We start from the raw sequence: 1,316 nt of genomic DNA, 5'->3' as shown, positions 1-1,316 counted from the left end.
TGGGCCTGACCCGGTTTGACGGACATCCCAGTTCAGAGGGGCTGTGTGCTCCTCGGGAGGATGTTCATCATGGAAGGCATGGGTAAGAAGCCACGCCGGCCGCGTCGGGCGTTCACGCCGGAGTTCAAGGCGGAGATCGTCGAGGTGTGTCGGCGGGGTGACCGGACGGTGGCGCAGGTCGCGAGGGACTTCGATCTGACCGAGACCGCGGTGCGGGAGTGGGTGAAGCAGGCTGACCTCGACGTCGGCGCCCGGTCGGACGGGTTGACCAGTGACGAGCGGGATGAGTTGGCGCGGTTGCGGCGGGAGAACCGTCGGTTGCGGGAGGACGTGGACATCCTGAAACGGGCCACGGCTTTCTTCGCGAAGGAGACCCGGTGAACGTGTATCCGTTCATCGAGGCGGAGAAGGCACGGCCCGACGGGAACGTGAAGCGTTCCTGTGAGCTGTTGGAGGTCTCCCGGTCCGCCTACTACCAGCACCGTGCCGGCCCGTCGCGGCGGGAGCGTGACGACGTCGACCTGACCGACCGGATCACCGACATCCACGCCGGCTCGGCCGGCACCTATGGCGCTCCTCGGGTCCACGCCGAGTTGGCCGCGCAGGGACGGCGGCACTCCCGCAAACGCATCGCTCGGCTGATGCGGGGCGCCGGGTTGTGCGGACGAATGCCGAAGCGGTGGCGCACCACGACCGTGCCCGACCCGCAGGCGGCTGTGGCCGCCGACCGGATCCGCCGGAACTTCACCACCTCCGCGACTGAGGTCGACACCCGCTGGTGCGGTGACATCACCTACATCCCCACGTGGGAGGGCTGGTTGTACCTCGCGACCGTGATCGACATCGCCTCACGTCGGATCGTCGGCTGGGCCGCCGCCGACCATCTACGCACCGACCTACCGGCCCAAGCCCTGTCCAACGCCATCGCCACCCGCCGCCCGACCGGTCAGGTGATCTTCCACAGCGACCGGGGATGTCAGTACACCAGCGCCCAGTTCGCCAGGCTGGCCGACCGCAACCAGATGCTGCTGTCAGTCGGTGGGCGGGGTCAGTGCTGGGACAACGCCGTCGCCGAATCGTTCTTCGCCACGATCAAGACCGAACTGTTGGACCGGAGGGCGTGGCCAACCCGTGCTGCCGCCCGTGCGGCGATCTTCGACTGGATCGAAGGGTGGTACAACACCCGCCGCCGCCACTCCACCCTGGACTACATGAGTCCCGCCGAGTACGAGGAGACCGCACATTTCCGCAGGCCAACCAGCAAGGTAGCGTGAGATCCACTTATCGACCCTGTCCGTCAAACCGGGTCAACCCCA

Annotated in this window: 2 protein-coding genes; both read left to right on the top strand. The window is 67.2% G+C overall.

Annotation, left to right across the window (positions count from 1 at the left end):
• Nucleotides 1–78: 78 nt before the first annotated feature.
• Complete coding sequence (locus D2L64_RS26900) at nucleotides 79–381, top strand: transposase (RefSeq protein ID WP_158603560.1); 303 nt, start codon at nucleotides 79–81, stop codon at nucleotides 379–381.
• Nucleotides 378–1,274: an IS3 family transposase gene (locus tag D2L64_RS26895; RefSeq protein ID WP_119579992.1), complete on the top strand. Its 897-nt coding sequence runs from the start codon at nucleotides 378–380 to the stop codon at nucleotides 1,272–1,274. The genes D2L64_RS26900 and D2L64_RS26895 overlap by 4 nt, the downstream gene beginning before the upstream one ends.
• Nucleotides 1,275–1,316 lie beyond the last annotated feature (42 nt).

The sequence above is a fragment of the Micromonospora radicis genome, assembly GCF_003583405.1.
Classification (GTDB): Bacteria; Actinomycetota; Actinomycetes; order Mycobacteriales; family Micromonosporaceae; genus Micromonospora; species Micromonospora radicis.
Note: the sequence above shows the minus strand (reverse complement) of the source record. Positions and strands in the feature narration are given on the sequence as shown.

What these genes read in the sequence shown, in the direction of transcription:
- D2L64_RS26900 (WP_158603560.1), top strand. Translation starts at nt 79, where the DNA reads ATGGGTAAGAAGCCACGCCGGCCGCGTCGGGCGTTCACGCCGGAGTTC.